This window comes from Methylogaea oryzae (assembly GCF_019669985.1).
In the GTDB taxonomy this organism is placed as follows: Bacteria; Pseudomonadota; Gammaproteobacteria; order Methylococcales; family Methylococcaceae; genus Methylogaea; species Methylogaea oryzae.
This window is the reverse complement of record NZ_AP019782.1, coordinates 384950-399267: the sequence shown is the minus strand read 5'-3', so window position 1 is coordinate 399267 and position 14318 is coordinate 384950. Positions and strand designations below refer to the sequence as shown.

The 14318-nt window shown below is 57.5% G+C and carries 18 protein-coding genes; all 18 read right to left on the bottom strand.

All coding sequences use genetic code 11. From position 1 onward, the window contains the following. Nucleotides 1-23: 23 nt before the first annotated feature. Nucleotides 24-338, bottom strand: coding sequence for a 50S ribosomal protein L24 (gene rplX / locus K5607_RS02035; RefSeq protein ID WP_054772807.1), 315 nt, complete (start codon nucleotides 336-338; stop codon nucleotides 24-26). A 16-nt stretch (nucleotides 339-354) separates the two neighbouring features. Beyond that, complete coding sequence (gene rplN / locus K5607_RS02030) at nucleotides 355-723, bottom strand: 50S ribosomal protein L14 (protein WP_054772806.1); 369 nt, start codon at nucleotides 721-723, stop codon at nucleotides 355-357. 45 nt (nucleotides 724-768) lie between these two features. Next, entirely contained in the window at nucleotides 769-1032 is a 264-nt protein-coding gene (gene rpsQ, locus K5607_RS02025) for a 30S ribosomal protein S17 (protein ID WP_054772805.1), read from the bottom strand. After that, nucleotides 1032-1226: a 50S ribosomal protein L29 gene (gene rpmC, locus K5607_RS02020; RefSeq protein ID WP_054772804.1), complete on the bottom strand. Its 195-nt coding sequence runs from the start codon at nucleotides 1224-1226 to the stop codon at nucleotides 1032-1034. The genes rpsQ and rpmC overlap by 1 nt, the downstream gene beginning before the upstream one ends. Next, complete coding sequence (rplP, locus tag K5607_RS02015) at nucleotides 1226-1639, bottom strand: 50S ribosomal protein L16 (protein ID WP_054772803.1); 414 nt, start codon at nucleotides 1637-1639, stop codon at nucleotides 1226-1228. The genes rpmC and rplP overlap by 1 nt, the downstream gene beginning before the upstream one ends. An 18-nt stretch (nucleotides 1640-1657) precedes the next feature. Further along, a complete protein-coding gene (gene rpsC, locus K5607_RS02010; RefSeq protein ID WP_054772802.1) occupies nucleotides 1658-2305 on the bottom strand; it encodes a 30S ribosomal protein S3 in 648 nt (215 codons plus the stop codon). A gap of 15 nt (nucleotides 2306-2320) precedes the next feature. Beyond that, nucleotides 2321-2653, bottom strand: coding sequence for a 50S ribosomal protein L22 (gene rplV / locus K5607_RS02005; RefSeq protein ID WP_054772801.1), 333 nt, complete (start codon nucleotides 2651-2653; stop codon nucleotides 2321-2323). A gap of 12 nt (nucleotides 2654-2665) precedes the next feature. Further along, a complete protein-coding gene (gene rpsS / locus K5607_RS02000) occupies nucleotides 2666-2938 on the bottom strand; it encodes a 30S ribosomal protein S19 (protein ID WP_054772800.1) in 273 nt (90 codons plus the stop codon). Nucleotides 2939-2955: 17 nt separating this feature from the next. Further along, nucleotides 2956-3783 (bottom strand): 50S ribosomal protein L2, encoded by an 828-nt coding sequence (rplB, locus tag K5607_RS01995; RefSeq protein WP_221048048.1) that lies wholly within the window; start codon nucleotides 3781-3783, stop codon nucleotides 2956-2958. 22 nt (nucleotides 3784-3805) lie between these two features. After that, complete coding sequence (rplW, locus tag K5607_RS01990) at nucleotides 3806-4099, bottom strand: 50S ribosomal protein L23 (protein ID WP_221048047.1); 294 nt, start codon at nucleotides 4097-4099, stop codon at nucleotides 3806-3808. After that, the gene (rplD, locus tag K5607_RS01985; protein WP_221048046.1) at nucleotides 4096-4710 is read right to left on the bottom strand and encodes a 50S ribosomal protein L4; all 615 of its coding nucleotides are present in this window, start codon (nucleotides 4708-4710) and stop codon (nucleotides 4096-4098) included. The genes rplW and rplD overlap by 4 nt, the downstream gene beginning before the upstream one ends. Before the next feature lie 2 nt (nucleotides 4711-4712). Next, a complete protein-coding gene (gene rplC / locus K5607_RS01980) occupies nucleotides 4713-5360 on the bottom strand; it encodes a 50S ribosomal protein L3 (RefSeq protein WP_054772798.1) in 648 nt (215 codons plus the stop codon). A 23-nt stretch (nucleotides 5361-5383) separates the two neighbouring features. After that, nucleotides 5384-5695, bottom strand: coding sequence for a 30S ribosomal protein S10 (gene rpsJ, locus K5607_RS01975; RefSeq protein ID WP_054772797.1), 312 nt, complete (start codon nucleotides 5693-5695; stop codon nucleotides 5384-5386). Between the two features lie 5 nt (nucleotides 5696-5700). Next, the gene (tuf, locus tag K5607_RS01970; protein WP_221048041.1) at nucleotides 5701-6891 is read right to left on the bottom strand and encodes an elongation factor Tu; all 1191 of its coding nucleotides are present in this window, start codon (nucleotides 6889-6891) and stop codon (nucleotides 5701-5703) included. A gap of 24 nt (nucleotides 6892-6915) precedes the next feature. Then, entirely contained in the window at nucleotides 6916-9012 is a 2097-nt protein-coding gene (fusA, locus tag K5607_RS01965; RefSeq protein ID WP_221048045.1) for an elongation factor G, read from the bottom strand. A 45-nt stretch (nucleotides 9013-9057) separates the two neighbouring features. Beyond that, nucleotides 9058-9528, bottom strand: coding sequence for a 30S ribosomal protein S7 (gene rpsG / locus K5607_RS01960; RefSeq protein WP_221048044.1), 471 nt, complete (start codon nucleotides 9526-9528; stop codon nucleotides 9058-9060). Between the two features lie 15 nt (nucleotides 9529-9543). Continuing rightward, complete coding sequence (gene rpsL, locus K5607_RS01955; RefSeq protein ID WP_054772951.1) at nucleotides 9544-9918, bottom strand: 30S ribosomal protein S12; 375 nt, start codon at nucleotides 9916-9918, stop codon at nucleotides 9544-9546. 178 nt (nucleotides 9919-10096) lie between these two features. After that, complete coding sequence (rpoC, locus tag K5607_RS01950) at nucleotides 10097-14311, bottom strand: DNA-directed RNA polymerase subunit beta' (RefSeq protein ID WP_343222947.1); 4215 nt, start codon at nucleotides 14309-14311, stop codon at nucleotides 10097-10099. Nucleotides 14312-14318: the final 7 nt, after the last annotated feature.

Here is a 14318-nt window from a genome sequence, read left to right as displayed (position 1 = left end):
GGGGTCCGGTGTTCCTCTTAAGACTACGCGTCTACCGCTTCGCTGGTGGACTTGAAAACCCTGATCTTCCGGCCGTCTTCCAAGGTACGAATACCTACTCGATCCGCCTTTTTCGTCGCAGGGTTAAACAACGCGACGTTAGAAACGTGAATTGACAGCGTCTTATCGACGATACCGCCCTCGACGCCACGGGCAGGCATGGGCTTAACATGCTTCTTGACGACATTGATGCCTTCAACAAACACGCGATGCTCATCAACAGACATGACGGCGCCGCGCTTGCCCTTATCTTTTCCGGCAATAACGACGACCTGATCGCCTTTCTTTATCTTACGCATTTTTTTCCGCCTTCCGTTACAGTACTTCTGGAGCCAGCGAAATAATTTTCATGAACCGCTCAGTCCGAAGCTCGCGGGTGACCGGCCCAAAAATGCGCGTACCGATAGGCTGGAGCTTATTGTCGAGCAGCACGGCAGCATTTCCGTCGAAACGGATCTGAGAACCATCCGGGCGGCGAATGCCCTTGCGGGTCCTGACGACGACGGCATTGTGAACTTCGCCTTTCTTCACTCGGCCACGAGGAATGGCATCCTTAATGCTGACTTTAATAATGTCACCAATGGCTGCGTATCGGCGCTTCGACCCGCCCAACACCTTTATGCACATTACCCGCTTTGCCCCGCTGTTATCAGCAGCATCGAGGCAGCTTTGCATCTGAATCATGGTATCTCGCTTTTCTTTCGACTAATTGCCCAGCGCCACTCGCGATCAGACAGGGGCTTTTTCAACAACCTTCAAAACCTGCCAGCTTTTGCTCTTGGACATCGGCCGGGAGGGAGTCAACACCACCAAATCCCCTTCGGAAGCGTCGCCCTGCTCGTCGTGAGCGCGAACCTTGGTGGTCTTACGAGTAATTTTGCCGTAAAGCGCATGAGGAACCAGGCGCTCCACCGAAACCGTCACACTCTTCTCACCTTTAGCGCTTACCACGCGGCCGGTAACGGTACGGATCTTTTTTTCGCTTTCGCTCATCACTTTGCCTCGGCGAGCTGCTTTCGCACAGTCATAATTCTTGCCACTTCGCGACGAACCTGACGCACATCGTGGGTTTTGCTCAACTGCCCGGTTGCCTTCTGCATCCGCAAGTTGAACTGCGTACGATATAACTCTCCGAGCATTTCGTCAAGTTCTGCGACGCTTTTCTGCCTTAGTTCGCTTGCTTTCATTACATCACCGTACGCTGTACAAACGCTGTCTTGACCGGCAGCTTGGCAGCGGCCAGACGAAATGCTTCGCGCGCCACTTCCTCGCTAACCCCCTCAATCTCGTAAAGCACAACGCCAGCCTTGATGTCGGCGACCCAGTACTCCACGCTACCTTTACCGCTGCCCATACGAACTTCCAACGGCTTCGTCGAAATGGGCTTGTCAGGGAATACGCGAATCCAAATTTTCCCGCCGCGCTTCACATGGCGAGAAACCGCGCGTCGAGCGGCCTCAATCTGGCGAGCGGTGATACGGCAACCGTTGACTGCCTTCAAACCGTATTCGCCGAAGCTGACTTTCGAGCCACGCCCAGCCAATCCCGACTTGACAGTTTTATGCGTTTTTCTGAATTTTGTGCGTTTAGGCTGTAACATTACTTTTCACCCATGCCCTCAAACGAATCGTTCGTCGGGGTTAAACACTTCACCCTTGAAGATCCATACTTTCACCCCGATCACACCGTAGGTGGTATGCGCTTCGGCGAAGCCATAATCGATGTCGGCCCTCAAGGTGTGCAAGGGCACCCGTCCCTCGCGATACCACTCGGTACGCGCGATTTCAGCGCCGTTCAGTCGGCCCGCAGCGTTAATCCGTATTCCTTCGGCACCGAGGCGCATGGCGTTCTGCAGCGCGCGCTTCATTGCGCGGCGAAACATGATGCGCTTTTCCAACTGTTGGGCGACACCTTCCGCAACCAACTGCGCATCCAGTTCCGGCTTACGAATTTCCTCGACACTCACCTGAACAGGGATACCCAAGAATCCGGAGACGGACTTACGCAGCTGCTCGATATCCTCGCCACGCTTGCCTATCACAAGACCCGGACGCGCCGTGTGAACCGTAACCTGCGCACTGTTTGCCAGACGGTTGATCTGGATACGGCTGACGGAGGCGTGTTCTAGCTTCTTTTTCAGAAACTCGCGCAGCTTGAGATCCTGATACAAATATTTGGCGTAGTTCGCCTTGTCCGCATACCAGCGGGAAGACCAATCTCTTACGTGTCCGAGCCGGATACCGGTGGGGTGTACCTTCTGTCCCATTTTTCGAGCCTTTGGCTATTTATCGGTGAGTTTTACGACGACGTGGCAAGTACGCTTCAGAATGCGATTCGCGCGGCCCTTCGCTCGCGGCATAAGGCGCTTCAACGAAGGACCTTCATCTACGTAAATAGCCCCAACCTTCAATTCGTCGATGTCGGCGCCCGCATTGTTCTCCGCATTCGCCACAGCCGACTCCAACACCTTAAGGACGATGTCAGCAGCCTTTTTTTGACTAAAACGCAGGGTGTTCAGCGCCGACTCAACCTTCTGACCGCGAATCTGGTCAGCCACGAGCCGTGTTTTCTGCGCCGAAGAGCGAGCGAACGAGAGCTTAGCTTTAACTTCCATCTGGGTCCCGCCTTATCTGGCCTTTTTGTCGGCCTGGTGGCCTTTGTAAGTACGAGTCGGTGCAAATTCACCCAACTTGTGACCAATCATGTTTTCGCTGATCAATACCGGCACGTGCTGCTTGCCGTTATGTACTGCGATTGTGAGTCCGATCATGTCCGGAAACACCATGGAACGGCGCGACCAAGTTTTGATCGGGCGTTTTCCGCCGGACGCCGCTGCTTCCTCCACCTTCTTCAACAGATGGTGGTCGATGAAAGGGCCTTTTTTAATAGAACGTGGCACGACCGCTTCCCCTTGAATTATTTCGCTTTGCGACTTCTAACAATCAGTTTTCCGGTACGCTTATTGTGCCGGGTCTTATAGCCCTTGGTGGGGATACCCCACGGGGTCACCGGATGGCGACCGCCGGAGGTGCGGCCTTCGCCGCCGCCATGGGGGTGGTCCACCGGGTTCATAACAACACCTCGAACGGTAGGACGAATTCCCCGCCAACGGGAGGCACCGGCCTTACCCAATGAGCGCAGGTTATGCTCGCTGTTGCCAACTTCGCCGAACACGCCCTTGCAGTCCGCCGGAACCTTGCGCATTTCACCGGAACGCAAACGAATCGTCGCATACGCGCCTTCCTTTGCGACCATCTGCACAGAAGCGCCTGCGCTACGGGCAAGCTGGGCACCACGGCCCGGCTTCAACTCGACGCAGTGAATAATGGAGCCTACCGGCATGTTACGCAGCGGCATGCAATTGCCGGTTTTAACGGGCACGAAATCGCCCGAAACGACTTCGTCACCGACAGCCAGCCCTTTCGGAGCCACAATGTAACGCCGCTCGCCGTCGCGATACAGGATCAGAGCGATGTTGGCGCTACGGTTCGGATCGTATTCAATGCGCTCAACCTTGCCAGCTACGCCGACCTTGTTTCGCTTGAAGTCGATCAGACGGTATTGACGCTTGTGCCCACCGCCTTGGTGACGAACGGTAATGCGTCCGACGCTGTTGCGCCCGCCATTCTTGGCCAGGTTCTCGACCAGAGAACGCACGGGCTTGCCCTTGTGCAATCCGTCGGTGCGAACTTTGACCACAAAACGCGTGCCCGCGGAAGTGGGTTTTTTCTTGATAATCGCCATCGCTCTAACCTACTGTGAAAACTTAAGCTGTACCGAAGTTGATGTCGTGGCCCGGCTTAAGCTTTACGTATGCTTTTTTCCAGTCCGACCGTTTGCCGATGAAACGCCCAGTGCGCTTATTCTTGCCTTTGACGTTCAAAACACGGACCGAGTCGACCTCAACTTTAAACATCAATTCTACAGCACGGCGGATCTGATCCTTTTCCGCTTCCGGCAACACGCGAAACACAACCGCAGCGCCTTTTTCAGCAGCCAACGTGCTCTTTTCCGAGATTACCGGCGCCAGGATAACCCGACTCAGTTGCTTTTGGTTCATTTGAGTCTCTCCTCAAGGCTCTTCAGCGCCGCTCTCGTAGCGATAACGCGATCTGCTGAAACCAAGGTGTACGGGTCCAAACTGGTCACGGTGGAGAGTGCAACGTTGGGCACGTTACGTGCACCCAACCACAAATTCTCTTCAATCGTCTCCGTAACAATCAAGGTACGCGTACGGCCAACTTGGCCGATACGATCGACGAAAGCTTTGGTGCGCGGCTCGGCGGGTACCAAAGCGTCGTTGACGCTGACGCGCCCTTGCCGCAGCAACTCGGACAAAATGGAGCACATCGCGGCGCGATACATTTTGCGGTTGACTTTTTGGCTATAGTCGCGCGGACGGGCGGCAAACGTCACACCACCGGTGCGCCACAACGGGCTACGGCTGGTGCCCGCGCGAGCGCGGCCGGAGCCCTTCTGCTTCCAGGGCTTAACGCCACCGCCGCTAACGTCGGAGCGGGTCTTTTGCGCCTTGGTGCCGGCCCGGGCCTTAGCCATATAGGCTACGACCACTTGATGCACCAAACCTTCGTTGTATTCCTTGCCGAAGACTTCATCGGCGACTTGCGCTGCCGCGCCACCGTTGTCGCTTGCAGGTACTTGCACGCTCATGCTCACTTGCCTCTACGTTTTTTTGCGGCCGGCTTCACCACCACGAATCCGCCCTTGGGTCCGGGAATCGCGCCTTTGATCAGCAACAGCCCGCGCTCTTTATCTACGCCGAACACCGTGAGGTTCGGGACAGTGCAGTTCACCGCACCCATATGGCCCGACATGCGCTTGCCCTTGAACACGCGCCCCGGCGTCTGGTTCTGGCCGATGGAGCCATGACCGCGATGGGACAGCGAGTTACCGTGGGTCGCGTCTTGCGTCGCGAAGTTGTGTCTCTTAACTACGCCGGCGAAGCCCTTGCCGATGGTCACACCGCGCACATCGACGGTTTGCCCTTCTTCAAACACTTCAACGCCAAAGGCGGATGCCAGCGCCGGGACAGCTTCGCCTTCCTCCAGTCGGAATTCGAGTACTTTCTTGGCGGTGCCGGTCTGGGCTTTCCCGAAGTGTCCGGCCATGGGCTTGTTTACACGAGAAGCCTTCTTCTCACCCACGCCCACCTGAACAGCGCTGTAGCCGTCATTTTCCGGCGTCTTAACTTGCAGTACGCGGTTGTCCTGAACGCGAACCACGGATACAGGAACGGAAACTCCCTGCTCGGTGAATACGCGGGTCATACCGCACTTTTGGCCTACTAAACCGATAGCCATCTCAATTAGCTCCCGTGCTGCGCTTAGCTCAGTTTGATCTGTACGTCCACGCCCGCAGCCAGATCCAGCTTCATGAGGGCATCAACGGTCTTATCGGTCGGGTCAACGATGTCGAGCAACCGCTTATGGGTACGCAACTCATACTGATCCCGAGCATCTTTGTTCACGTGCGGAGAGGTCAATACCGTCCACCGCTCCTTCTTAGTCGGCATCGGGATGGGGCCCAAAACCTGGGCGCCTGTGCGCTTAGCGGTCTCGACGATCTCCGACGCCGAACGATCAATCAGACGATGATCGAACGCTTTCAACGAAATACGAATGCGCTGCTTTGCCATATCAATTACTCAATAATCTTCGAAACCACACCGGCGCCGACGGTACGGCCGCCTTCGCGCACTGCGAAACGCAAACCGTCTTCCATCGCGATCGGGGCGATGAGCTTAACCGTCACTTTGACGTTGTCGCCCGGCATTACCATTTCCACGCCTTCCGGCAGGTCGATGGCTCCGGTCACGTCGGTGGTACGGAAGTAAAACTGCGGGCGGTAGCCGTTGAAGAACGGCGTGTGACGGCCGCCTTCATCCTTCGACAGGACGTAGATTTCCGCTTCGAAGTGGGTGTGCGGCTTGATCGAGCCCGGCTTTGCCAGCACTTGGCCGCGTTCCACGTCTTCGCGCTTGGTGCCGCGCAGCAGTACGCCGACGTTGTCACCCGCTTGACCTTGGTCCAGCAGCTTGCGGAACATTTCTACGCCGGTGCAGGTGGTCTTGACGGTGTCTTTCAGACCGACGATTTCCACCTCTTCGCCTACTTTGACGATGCCGCGTTCGACACGGCCGGTCACCACGGTGCCGCGGCCAGAGATGGAGAATACGTCTTCGATCGGCATCAGGAACGGGCGGTCGATGGGACGCTCCGGTTCCGGGATGTAGCTGTCCATGGCTTCTACCAGCTTCTTGACCGCCGGCACGCCGATGTCGCTCTGGTCGCCTTCCAGCGCCTTCAGGGCGGAGCCCACGATGATGGGGGTGTCGTCGCCGGGGAAGTCGTACTTGCTCAACAAGTCGCGCACTTCCATTTCCACCAGCTCGATCAGCTCGGCGTCGTCAACCATGTCGGCCTTGTTCAGGAAGACAACGATGTAGGGCACGCCTACCTGACGAGCCAACAGGATGTGCTCGCGGGTCTGCGGCATGGGGCCGTCGGCGGCGGAGCAAACCAGGATCGCACCGTCCATCTGTGCGGCGCCGGTGATCATGTTCTTCACGTAGTCGGCGTGGCCCGGGCAGTCCACGTGCGCGTAGTGGCGGTTCGGGGACTCGTACTCCACGTGCGCCGTGGCGATCGTGATGCCGCGTGCGCGCTCTTCCGGAGCGTTGTCGATCTGGTCGTAGGCTTTGAACTCGCCGCCGTGCAATTCCGCCATGCACTTCGTCAGCGCCGCCGTCAGCGTCGTCTTGCCATGGTCAACGTGACCAATCGTGCCCACGTTTACGTGCGGCTTCTTGCGCTCGAATTTTTCTTTAGCCACGGTACACCTCAGTGATTCAAATGCTTAGCTGTTAGCTTTTTTAATGACCGCATCGGCGACATTGGCCGGCGCTTCCTGGTATTTCTCAAACTGCATCGAGTACGTCGCACGACCTTGAGTGGCGGAACGAAGGTCGGTGGCGTAACCGAACATCTCGGCCAACGGCACTTCCGCGTTCACAACCTTTCCGGAAGGCGATTCGTCCATACCCAAAATCATGCCGCGCCGACGGTTGATGTCGCCTACGACATCGCCCATGTACTCTTCCGGCGTCACAACCTCGACCTTCATGATCGGCTCAAGCAAAGCGGGATTTGCCTTCTTGGCGCCCTCTTTGAAACCCATCGAGCCGGCAATTTTGAAGGCCATTTCGTTGGAGTCCACTTCGTGGTAAGAGCCGTCAAAAATCGTGACCTTGACGTCGACCACAGGGAAGCCGGCAATCACACCGTTCTGCATTTGTTCCTGGATGCCTTTATCCACGGCAGGAACATACTCGCGCGGCACAACGCCGCCCACGATGGCATTGACGAATTCGTAGCCCTTACCCGGCTCCTGCGGTTCGATGCGCAACCAAACGTGACCGTACTGACCGCGGCCGCCGGACTGGCGAACAAACTTACCTTCCTGCTCGACCGATTTGCGAATCGTTTCGCGATAAGCCACCTGCGGCGCGCCGACATTGGCCAAAACGTTAAATTCGCGCTTCATGCGGTCAACGATAATCTCGAGATGCAGTTCGCCCATGCCCGAAATAATCGTTTGGCCGGTTTCCTCGTCGGTATGAACACGGAACGACGGATCTTCTTGGGCCAGCTTATTCAGCGCGATGCCCATCTTTTCCTGATCCGCCTTGGTTTTCGGCTCTACAGCGACAGAGATCACCGGCTCAGGGAATTCCATGCGTTCCAGGGTGATGATTTCCTTCGGATCGCAGAGCGTGTCGCCCGTGGTGACTTCCTTCAGGCCGATGGCCGCCGCGATGTCGCCCGCGCGAACTTCTTTAATTTCTTCCCGGTTGTTGGCGTGCATCTGCACGATACGACCGATACGTTCGCGACGGTCCTTCACCGGATTGAATACGGTGTCGCCGGAATTCACCACACCGGAATAAACGCGGAAGAAGGTGAGAGCCCCGACGAACGGGTCGGTGGCGATTTTGAACGCCAAAGCAGAAAACGGCTGATCATCGGAAGAGGCGCGCGAACCTTCGCTCTCGTCATCCAGGATACCGGTCACAGCCGGCACCTCTACGGGAGACGGCAGGTACTCGATCACCGCGTCCAACATGGCCTGAACGCCTTTGTTCTTGAAGGCGGAACCGCACAGGGCCGGAACAATTTCGTTGGCGATGGTGCGAGCGCGCAAGCCGCTCTTGATTTCAGCAACGGAAAGCTCACCGCTCTCCAGATACTTTTCCATCAACTCTTCGTTGGACTCCGCAGCGGCCTCTACCATCTTCTCGTGCCATTCCTGGCAGGCGTCAACCATATCCTCCGGGATATCGCGCTCCTCGAACTTCATGCCCTGCGTGGAGTCGTCCCAGAAAATCGCCTTCATCTTGATGAGGTCGACGACGCCTTTAAAGTTTTCTTCTGCGCCGATGGGGAGCTGCAGCGGCACCGGCGACGCGTTAAGGCGCGTGCGAAGCTGCTCGACGACGCGCAGGAAATCGGCGCCGGAACGGTCCATCTTATTGACGAACGCGATACGCGGCACGCCGTATTTATTCGCCTGGCGCCACACGGTTTCGGACTGCGGCTCTACGCCACCGACCGCGCAGAAAACAGCGCAAGCGCCGTCAAGAACACGCAAGGAACGCTCAACTTCAATCGTGAAGTCCACGTGACCCGGGGTGTCGATGATATTGATACGGTGCTGCGGGAAGTTGCCGCCCATACCGGTCCAGAAACAGGTCGTCGCAGCGGAGGTGATAGTGATACCACGCTCCTGCTCCTGCTCCATCCAATCCATGGTCGCTGCACCGTCGTGCACTTCCCCGATCTTATGCGAAACACCCGTATAAAAGAGGACGCGCTCAGTCGTCGTCGTTTTACCGGCGTCAATGTGCGCCATGATACCGATGTTGCGATATCGTTCAATCGGAGTAGTACGTGCCACGAGTGCGAACCTTTTCTCAGTCAGGTGAATGCGAAAAACCCAAAACTACCAGCGGTAGTGGGAAAATGCCTTGTTGGCTTCAGCCATGCGATGCGTATCTTCACGCTTCTTTACTGCGGTGCCGCGATTCTCGCTGGCTTCCATCATCTCACCCGCCAAGCGGGCCGCCATGGACTTTTCCCCGCGCTTGCGGGCGGCATCGATCAACCAACGCATAGCCAGCGCGGTGCGACGGGAAGGACGAACCTCGACAGGAACCTGATAGGTGGCACCGCCAACACGACGGGACTTTACCTCAACCATCGGCTGCACGTTATCCAACGCCTTACCCAAAACACTGACGGAGTCGGAATGGCCGCGGCCTTCCATGATCTCCAGCGCACCGTAAACAATGCGCTCGGCGACGGATTTCTTACCGCTGTCCATCAACATATTGATGAATCGAGACAGGGTTTCGCTACCGTGACGCGGATCCGGGGTGATATCTCGCTTTGCAGCAAATCTTCTTCTAGACATGACGAATCCTAAACCTTATTTCTTCGGTCTTTTGGCGCCGTACTTGGAACGGGCCTGACGACGCTTCGCCACACCCGAGGTATCCAGGCTGCCGCGAACGATGTGGTAACGAACACCGGGCAAGTCCTTTACACGGCCGCCGCGGATCAGCACTACGGAGTGCTCCTGAAGGTTGTGACCTTCGCCGCCGATATAGCTGCTCACCTCGGCACCGTTCGTCAGACGCACACGCGCCACCTTACGCAGAGCCGAGTTCGGCTTTTTCGGCGTCGTGGTATAAACGCGTACACACACACCCCGCTTTTGCGGGCAACCGTCCAACGCGGGCACGTTGCTCTTCTCAAGCTTTCGTGTGCGCGGCTTCCGAACCAACTGGTTAATCGTGGGCATTCAAAACTCCGAACTCTGCCTTTGCGCCAATGTCATACCGAATATTCCGCACCGCCTTGACGGTGCCGCAATGCTCGCCTGCTCCAGCATTAATACCAATCCCGCGCCGAGGCACGGGATTTGCGATAGCCGCTTATTGTATGTTGACGCCGGCATGCTGTCAACCGGCGTCTTCAACTCAGTCCTCGCCGCTCAAGGCTTGCTTGAGGGCTTCCTCGGCTTCGACCATGTCGACGCCACTCGATACCGCTTCGGCCTCGACTTCTTCCAAGAGCTTGCGCTTGCGCTTGCGCTCCTGGTGATACGCCGAACCGGAACCCGCCGGGATCAAACGACCCACGATCACGTTTTCCTTCAAGCCGTGCAAACGGTCCACCGCACCGCGGATCGCCGATTCGGTCAACACACGGGTCGTCTCCTGGAACGAAGCAGCCGAGATAAACGACTCGGTGGACAACGATGCCTTCGTGATACCCAGCAGCACCGGCTCGTAACAAGCCGGAATCTTGCCTTCGGCGACGAGGCGCTCGTTCTCCTCCAGCACCCGCGACTTCTCGGCTTGTTCGCCGATGAGGTAGCTACTGTCGCCGGTAGACGTGATCTCCACCTTGCGCAGCATTTGCCGGATGATTACTTCGATGTGCTTATCGTTGATACGCACACCCTGAAGACGATAAACGTCCTGGATTTCCTTGACCAGGTAAGCCGCCAACTCCGTTACGCCGCGCAGACGCACGATATCGTGGGGCGTCAACTCGCCTTCGGCGATCGTTTCGCCCTGAGTCACGTGCTCGCCTTCGAACACGGTGACGTGACGCCACTTGGGAATCAGCGCTTCGTGCTGTTGCCCCTGGACATCGGTGATGATGACGCGGCGCTTGCCTTTGGTTTCCTTGCCGAAGCTAACCGTACCCGTCGCTTCCGCCAGGATCGCCGGATCCTTGGTTTTACGCGCCTCGAACAAGTCGGCCACGCGCGGCAGACCGCCAGTGATGTCACGGGTTTTCGACGATTCTTGCGGAATACGCGCCAATACGTCGCCCACTTCCACCATGCCGCCGTCGCGAGCGTTGATCACGGCACCGGACGGCAGGAAATACTGCGCCGGAATTTCGGTGCCCGGAATATTGATTTCGTTGCCCGATTCGTCCACCAGCTTCACCATCGGCCGCAAGTCTTTGCCGGCTGCGCCGCGCTGCTTGGGATCGATGACCACCAGCGAGCTCAAGCCGGTCACTTCGTCGGTGTGCTGACGAACGGTTACGCCGTCGATGAAATCCGTCAACTGCGCGCGACCGTTAACTTCGGTGATAACCGGGTGAGTATGGGGATCCCAATTCACCACGATCTCGCCGGCCTTGACGCGGCTCCCTTCGTCCACGGTCAAGACCGCGCCGTAAGGAATCTTGTAGCGCTCGCGCTCACGGCCATGCTCGTCGATCACGCTAACCTCGCCCGAACGCGAGACGGCAACCAAGTTGCCTTCTTTGTTGCGCACCGTTTTCAGGTTAGTCAAACGGATGGTGCCGGTCGACTTGACCTCCACGTTGCTGATGGCAGCGGAACGGGACGCCGCGCCCCCAATGTGGAAGGTACGCATGGTCAACTGGGTACCCGGCTCACCGATGGACTGAGCGGCGATAACGCCGATCGCTTCGCCGATGTTGACCAAATGCCCACGTCCCAAATCGCGGCCGTAACACGCCGCGCACACGCCGTAGCGGGTTTTGCAGCTAATTACCGAACGCACCGTGACGCTGTCGACGCTGTGTTGTTCCAACACGCCGACCCAATGCTCATCGAGCAACGTACCGGCGGGAGCCACCAATTCCTTGGAGGCCGGATCGAGAATATCCTCCGCCGCTACGCGACCGAGCACCCGCTCAGCCAGCGGTTCGACCACGTCGCCGCCTTCGATCAGCGGATTCATCACCAAACCTTCCTCGGTGCCGCAATCCAGTTCGGTAATCACCAGATCCTGGGCCACGTCCACTAGGCGGCGCGTCAGGTAGCCGGAGTTGGCGGTCTTCAACGCCGTATCCGCGAGGCCCTTACGAGCACCGTGAGTGGAAATGAAGTACTGCAGTACGTCCAATCCTTCGCGGAAATTCGCAGTGATCGGCGTTTCGATGATGGAGCCGTCAGGCTTGGCCATCAGGCCGCGCATACCGGCCAGCTGTCGAATCTGCGCAGCGGAGCCTCGAGCCCCGGAGTCGGCCATCATGTAGATGGAATTGAACGACTTCTGCGCCGCTTGCTTGCCTTCGGCGTCGAGCACGAAATCCGTGCCGAGCGTGTCCATCATGGCCTTGGCCACTTGGTCATTGGCATGCGACCAAATATCCACCACTTTGTTGTAACGCTCGCCGTCGGTCACTAGACCCGACGAATACTGGCTCTGAATTTCCTTCACCTCGCGATCGGCCGCTTGGATGATGTCCACCTTTTTGGCGGGGATTACCATGTCCTCGAAACCGATAGACACGCCGGCGATGGTCGCGTAGCGGAACCCCATGTACATCAACTGGTCGGCCAGCACCACCGAGACTTTGATGCCCAGCAGGCGATAAGCGGTATTGATCAGCTTAGAAATTGCCTTCTTGGTCATATCCTGGTTGACCATTTCGAACGGCAACCCCGGCGGCACGATCGTCCAAATGATGGCGCGGCCCACGGTGGTCTGTTCGCGGCGGGTTTCCGTAGTGCTGTTGCCGTCGGCGTCGACGACCGTCTCTGTGATGCGCACCTGGACCTTCGCCTGCAAATCCACCACCTTATTCAGGTAAGCGATCTGCACCTCGTCGACGTTGCTGAAGATCATGCCTTCGCCGGTGGCGTTGATGGATTCGCGGCTCATGTAATAGAGCCCCAACACCACGTCCTGGGTCGGGTTGATGATCGGCTCGCCGTTGGCGGGCGACAGGATGTTGTTGGTCGCCATCATCAAGGTGCGCGCCTCCATTTGCGCCTCGATGGACAACGGTACGTGGACGGCCATCTGGTCGCCGTCGAAGTCGGCGTTGAACGCGGTACACACCAACGGGTGCAACTGAATCGCCTTGCCTTCGATCAGCATCGGCTCGAACGCCTGAATGCCCAAACGGTGCAGCGTCGGCGCACGGTTCAGCAGGATGGGATGCTGGCGAATGACTTCGTCCAAGATATCCCACACCTCCGCGCTTTCCCGCTCGACCATCTTCTTGGCGGCTTTGATTGTGGTGGCCAAGCCGCGCAATTGCAGCTTGCTGAAAATAAACGGCTTGAACAGTTCCAAGGCCATTTTTTTCGGCAGGCCGCATTGGTGCAGCTTAAGGGTCGGACCGACCACGATCACGGAACGGCCGGAATAATCGACGCGCTTGCCCAACAGGTTCTGGCGGAAACGTCCCTGCTTGCCTTTGATCATGTCGGCCAAAGACTTAAGCGGGCGCTTGTTCGACCCGGTAATGGCGCGACCGCGGCGGCCGTTGTCCAACAGCGCGTCGACCGACTCCTGCAGCATGCGCTTTTCGTTGCGCACGATGATGTCCGGCGCATTCAAATCCAGCAACCGCTTCAAACGGTTGTTGCGGTTGATGACGCGGCGATACAAATCGTTGAGATCCGAGGTAGCGAAACGGCCGCCGTCCAACGGAACCAACGGCCGCAAGTCCGGCGGCAGAATCGGCAATACCGTGGGAATCATCCATTCCGGACGATTATTGGAGGACAACAACGATTCGATGGCCTTCTGCCGCTTGGTGAGCTTGCGGATTTTGGTTTCCGAGCTGGTTCCCGCGACGTCTTCGCGCAATCTGGCGATTTCCTGCGGCAGATCCATGGTCTTCAGCATGGCGTAAATCGCCTCGGCTCCCATGGTCGCGGTCATTTCATCGCCGTACTGTTCGACAGCCTCGTTGTACTCGTCTTCGCTGAGCAACTGGCCACGCTGCAACGGCGTACTGCCCGGATCGATCACGAGGAACGATTCGAAGTACAGCACCCGCTCAATTTCGCGCAAGGTAAGGTCCAACAAAAGCGCGATACGGGACGGCAGCGACTTAAGGAACCAGATATGCGCGACGGGGCTGGCCAGATCGATGTGGCCCATGCGTTCGCGGCGCACCTTGGACAAGGTCACCTCGACGCCGCACTTTTCGCAGATAACGCCGCGATGCTTGAGGCGCTTATATTTTCCGCACAAGCATTCGTAGTCGCTAACCGGGCCGAATATCTTGGCGCAGAACAAGCCGTCGCGCTCCGGCTTGAAGGTACGATAATTGATGGTTTCCGGCTTTTTCACTTCGCCGAAGGACCAGGAGCGAATGGTGTCGGGCGAAGCCAAGCCGATACGAATCGCATCGAACTCTTCAACCTGACCCTGTCTTTTCAGAAAGTTAATCAAATCTTTCAAGGCCTTG

What these genes read in the sequence shown, in the direction of transcription:
- rplX (WP_054772807.1), bottom strand. Translation starts at nt 338, where the DNA reads ATGCGTAAGATAAAGAAAGGCGATCAGGTCGTCGTTATTGCCGGAAAA.
- rplN (WP_054772806.1), bottom strand. Translation starts at nt 723, where the DNA reads ATGATTCAGATGCAAAGCTGCCTCGATGCTGCTGATAACAGCGGGGCA.
- rpsQ (WP_054772805.1), bottom strand. Translation starts at nt 1,032, where the DNA reads ATGAGCGAAAGCGAAAAAAAGATCCGTACCGTTACCGGCCGCGTGGTA.
- rpmC (WP_054772804.1), bottom strand. Translation starts at nt 1,226, where the DNA reads ATGAAAGCAAGCGAACTAAGGCAGAAAAGCGTCGCAGAACTTGACGAA.
- rplP (WP_054772803.1), bottom strand. Translation starts at nt 1,639, where the DNA reads ATGTTACAGCCTAAACGCACAAAATTCAGAAAAACGCATAAAACTGTC.
- rpsC (WP_054772802.1), bottom strand. Translation starts at nt 2,305, where the DNA reads ATGGGACAGAAGGTACACCCCACCGGTATCCGGCTCGGACACGTAAGA.
- rplV (WP_054772801.1), bottom strand. Translation starts at nt 2,653, where the DNA reads ATGGAAGTTAAAGCTAAGCTCTCGTTCGCTCGCTCTTCGGCGCAGAAA.
- rplB (WP_221048048.1), bottom strand. Translation starts at nt 3,783, where the DNA reads ATGGCGATTATCAAGAAAAAACCCACTTCCGCGGGCACGCGTTTTGTG.
- rplW (WP_221048047.1), bottom strand. Translation starts at nt 4,099, where the DNA reads ATGAACCAAAAGCAACTGAGTCGGGTTATCCTGGCGCCGGTAATCTCG.
- rplD (WP_221048046.1), bottom strand. Translation starts at nt 4,710, where the DNA reads ATGAGCGTGCAAGTACCTGCAAGCGACAACGGTGGCGCGGCAGCGCAA.
- rplC (WP_054772798.1), bottom strand. Translation starts at nt 5,360, where the DNA reads ATGGCTATCGGTTTAGTAGGCCAAAAGTGCGGTATGACCCGCGTATTC.
- rpsJ (WP_054772797.1), bottom strand. Translation starts at nt 5,695, where the DNA reads ATGGCAAAGCAGCGCATTCGTATTTCGTTGAAAGCGTTCGATCATCGT.
- rpsG (WP_221048044.1), bottom strand. Translation starts at nt 9,528, where the DNA reads ATGTCTAGAAGAAGATTTGCTGCAAAGCGAGATATCACCCCGGATCCG.
- rpsL (WP_054772951.1), bottom strand. Translation starts at nt 9,918, where the DNA reads ATGCCCACGATTAACCAGTTGGTTCGGAAGCCGCGCACACGAAAGCTT.